This window comes from Methanophagales archaeon, from assembly GCA_021159465.1.
Lineage (GTDB): Archaea > Halobacteriota > Syntropharchaeia > Alkanophagales > Methanospirareceae > G60ANME1.
On the sequence record JAGGRR010000144.1, the window covers coordinates 1 to 4561 of the forward strand.

Consider the following 4561-nt stretch of genomic DNA (forward strand, 5'->3'; position numbering starts at 1 on the left):
GGTGCTCGCAGGGGTTCTGCTTCTCATTATAGGAATGCTCAGCATGGCTTACCATACTATCTGCAGGTCAGGAGCAGGAGAAGGGGAGACGACAGTGAGAGGCGGTGGCGTCATTATGATAGGTCCGATACCCATCGTATTCGGTACCGATGTGGGAGCACTGAAAGTGGTGATGATTCTGGCGATACTACTGATGATAACCGCAGCCATTCTGCTCTTTATTCTACCTCTGCGGGTTTAAGTTTAAAAGCGAGGTAAAGAAGTAAAAAGTAAAGATTCAACAATAACAATCATAGCCTCCTTCGCCCTATGTCTATATACTTTACCCCATCTTCATGTACGCATGCAAAAATCATTCGTTTCTTCACGCCTTGTGCCAGCCTCACTGCCCTCGCGAGTTCATTCATGGCGAAGATGTACTCAGGATGCACAACATGAACGAGATATGAAGAATGCTTCTGCTGCAATGCTGTATAGACCCTGAAATGTGAACCAAACTTGAAACCGGTCTTTAATAGCAGCCCTTTAGCTCTCAAGTCAGTATAAACGAGGAGTTTATCCTTAAAATCGTGCTCTTTCTCTATCGCATAATCAAGAAACTGCTCATAATTCATATCGCCTGAAGGTGTGTGTACGTGTACGACCATGCGATTATTCTCACGCATCAGATACGCCGTCTCTATCAATGAAAGTATCAACCGCTTATTACCTTTACCTTCACCAGATAATTTACCATAAAAATCCCTGTATAGTCTCTCTGCAGAACTTTCATCGTAGATAAGTATCCTGTCGTCAGCCAGACTCGCTGTTGTACATGTTAGTTCCGCTTCTCCTTCCCCTTCCTCCCTCTCCTCTTTTAGCGTACCTTCCAATTTCGCTGCTCTTACCTCGTAATATGTGACGTCACTCTCTTCATCCACTATTGCGAGAATCAGCTCCTTCCTCATGTTACTAGCAGAGCTGAGCAGCCTGTCCAGGTCTGCGATGGCGATCAAATCCTTCTCCCTTAGTATATGCACAACATACCGTGCAGGCTTTTCTCCCTGTCTGACTCCGCGGGGGTAAAGCCAGAAATCTGTTCTACCCGCTCTCACTGCATAACCACGCTCTTTCAAATCCCTGTAAACTATGTATCGCACAACGAATGCTGGGAAAGTAGCGATAGCCCTTGAAAAGAAATCTCCTATGCTCAACCCTTTTATCTTTATCTTTCCCTTCTCAAGTAAGAAAGCTGCTTCTTCCAGCGATAGCTTCTCATCCCTGCCCTCTATTCCATCTATTATAACTGTCCCTCCTGAGAGTTGAACCGCCATAATCAATCCTTATCCCTATTTTGTTATAGAAGTTCTCTTGTTTCTATTTATCTGTTATCGTGAACATTCGTTCTATTGCCCTTCGCGCTTTATCTGTTATCTCGTCAGGCACAGTCACTTCCGGCTCTTCTCTCTCCAATGCTAAGGCTATCTTCTCTAAGGTATGCATCTTCATCTGTGGGCATACTGCAGTAGTGGAGATGGGATAGAACTTTTTATCAGGTGCTTCCTTCTTCAATCTGTGCAGCAGTCCAATCTCGGTGCCAACCAGGAATTCATCACCTGATGCACGCGTTTTGCAAAACTTCACCATGCCGCTCGTTGATGCTATGTAATCCGCGATGTCTTGAACTTCAGGTATACACTCAGGATGAACAATGACCTTTGCATTGGGATGAGCCTTCTTCGCTTCTATCACATCACTCATTACTATCTGATGATGGGAGGGGCAGAGCCCGTGTTGAGGTATGGGGATGACCTTCTTGGAAGTTGCTTTCTCTGCATAGTATGCCAGATTGCGATCGGGACCGAAGAGAACAGTTGTGGATTTCATAGCATTGACTACCTCACGGGCATTCGCAGAAGTACAGATACAGTCAGCGAGTGCCTTACTTTCCGCAAGAGTATTCACATACAGAACGACCTCAGCATCTGGGTACTGACGTTTCATCGCCTTCAGCTCCTCCACCTGCAACTGCTGTGCCATCGGACATATCGCACCCTTATCAGGGATAACAACCTTCATATCTGGATTCAGTAGCGCCGCAGTCTCTGCCATAAAATCGACGCCACAGAAGATTAGGAGCTCTGAAGTAGTCCCCATTGCTTTTCTTGCCAATTCTAATGAATCGCCCACAAAATCCGCTATATCCTGCACCTCCGCTCTTTGATAGTTATGAGCCAAGATGATCGCGTTCTTTTCACGCTTTAACTGCTCTATCCGTTCTATCTGCTCCATCATCTCTTATTTAATTTATAATGAGGATATGAATATGAAGATAGATGCACCCATTCTATATATTTATCAGGAGTAGTCCAATAAGAAATCCGATTATTGAACCGGTATTGAGAAATGGCAGACCAGCATGGGGTTTACCCTTACCTGAGAACCTTGTAAGTACTGAATATCCCACTAAGGTGCCTGCCAAAGCACCCAGAGCTGGTACAACACTCGGATAGCTCACATATGCCGATACCACCAGTATAGCAGGTATAACCGCGTCCCCGAGCCCCATGATGAACGCGTCTCCCATCTCGATCCCCTTCAGTGCGGAGAAATCTCGCTTCCACTTCCGTGGCAGGACAAAGAGTATCGGAACACGTAAATCAATCACCGATTCCGCCAATGAGACCATATGTTTTGTCTTATATACCGATATTGCATCATAGACTGCGAGTATTATCATGAGTAGAACTACCAGTTCTGGTATCAGTGAGATTCCGAATATCGCTGCGGCACCTCCGGCTATTATCAAACCCGTTGTATTGATGACATACCACTCAGGATATTTATATAGTAGAAGCGAGAGGATGAGGGTGATAGCCAGAGCTCCCACGTTCAATCCAAAATCAAAGACGTGTAAGGGAATAGTTGCTATATGGTAATATAAGAGAAGACCATCCACCACATAATATATCGTCAGCGCCACCGCAGCAAGCATGATGAGATAAATAAACTTCTCCCCGCCAAATTTGAGCACGATGAGTATGAGGGCAGTGAAGCCAATGATGAAGATGAAGAAGTATACGGGATTCCACAAGGACTCAGGATTCTGGAACGCCTTTATGCCGGAAGCTTCAAAAGGCACTGCCAGCATTAAAGCTATCACTGCTGTAAGCGTGATAAAAAGACCCATTCCTACGTACTGCACAATACCTGCCTTTTGCTCTTCTTTTTCGTTCATACCATAACGAAGAGTTTTATCTCATAATAAAGAATTCCATTTCATATCATATAATCTGTTTAATATGCTATGCCTCAGCAGTTTGGGTTCCTTCAACGCTCTCGAGGTTTCTTCTTTCTTTTTTCTTCGATTTCATAGATGGTAAATTCCCTCTGCTTTCATGTATATGTATATTTTGCTAACCGATTTTTGAGGATGTCAAAGGTGGTGAGTGGATAAATGATGGTTCTACAATGCTCAAATACAATCTGCTCCACCATATGACTGTTAAAGGCTGAATAATAATAACCGATAGTATCACGCTAATTATACCGCCGATATAGGGTATAGCGCCTAAAGACGCAACGATCATAGTTACTGCAAGAGCGATAAGCCATAACAAGAAGACCACGACTTTATTGCGCATAAAAGCTGCAAAACCGTTTTTGATACCCTCTATTGCACCTACATCGTCTATAACAACGGAATATCTGGGAAGTGCAAATATTATACTGATAATCATGAGATAAACTATCATAGCCAGAAAACCCAGTCCAAATACTGCCAACGCCATAGCCGCTTCCTCAGGTGGTAGCTCTGAGAGTGCCCGTAGTTCTGGAAGAATGTATAAAATGCCCGGGATCAAGAAGACAATACCACCAAAAGAGATCAAACCAATAATAATGTCAGTGAAGAACAGACTTATGAACTTCCGTTTACCGTATTCGATCAAGTGATAGAAGTTGGTACGTCCGGTTTCTGTCGCCTCTTTAGCCATACCGATCGCTCCAGCCCAGAAAAAAGCATCTATCAACCCGCATAAAATTATTGTGACGATAAAGGCGATGATGATTATGTCTATGCTCTGAAGGATTTGAGGTAGAAGCTGTGGAATAAGATCAGGAGTGATTTCATCGGGTTTTGTAAGATATGGTACCAACGAAGGAGTAGACGCCAGTATGACACCGCCTATGATTATAATTGCCACTATGGGTGTTAGTATCGAACTAAACACGAAAGGAAGGCAAATGCACAAGTTCTCCTTCCACGTATCGAACCCCTTTCTGATTACACTACCAATGTCTTCTACCATGTTATTTAATATGTTATCTGATACTAATCTTCACAGTTATATAAATAAGCAAATAAATACGCAAGGTATGTATTATACACCCACATTTATCTAAAAGTCATGATGCCATGAGGGACAAAATGATTGAGAAGTTTCCGCTAAAGGGTGGTATAAGCGGACTTAACTTCGGATATAATGCCAAAATGAAAGTATATACGAATAACCCCCTCCTTCACTCACCAATAAACAAGCTCTCTCGCACTTATCCCCATGCCTTCAGCCAACTGTATGAG

5 protein-coding genes are annotated in these 4561 nt (G+C 43.5%); 1 reads left to right on the plus strand and 4 read right to left on the minus strand.

What is annotated here, in order from left to right:
- Positions 1 to 241, plus strand: a 241-nt coding sequence (locus J7J01_06595) for a DUF131 domain-containing protein (GenBank protein MCD6210540.1), incomplete at its 5' end; no start/stop codon positions are given.
- Between the two features lie 49 nt (positions 242 to 290).
- On the opposite strand, the gene endA is transcribed toward J7J01_06595, so the two are convergent.
- The 4 genes from endA to J7J01_06615 form a co-directional block, all read right to left on the minus strand.
- Positions 291 to 1313: a tRNA-intron lyase gene (gene endA / locus J7J01_06600; protein ID MCD6210541.1), complete on the minus strand. Its 1023-nt coding sequence runs from the start codon at positions 1311 to 1313 to the stop codon at positions 291 to 293.
- Positions 1314 to 1356: 43 nt separating this feature from the next.
- On the minus strand, positions 1357 to 2274 hold the full coding sequence (gene nadA / locus J7J01_06605) for a quinolinate synthase NadA (GenBank protein MCD6210542.1): 918 nt from the start codon (positions 2272 to 2274) through the stop codon (positions 1357 to 1359).
- Positions 2275 to 2326: 52 nt separating this feature from the next.
- Positions 2327 to 3217 (minus strand): hypothetical protein, encoded by an 891-nt coding sequence (locus J7J01_06610; GenBank protein MCD6210543.1) that lies wholly within the window; start codon positions 3215 to 3217, stop codon positions 2327 to 2329.
- Positions 3218 to 3395: 178 nt separating this feature from the next.
- Entirely contained in the window at positions 3396 to 4211 is an 816-nt protein-coding gene (locus J7J01_06615) for a hypothetical protein (protein MCD6210544.1), read from the minus strand.
- Positions 4212 to 4561: the final 350 nt, after the last annotated feature.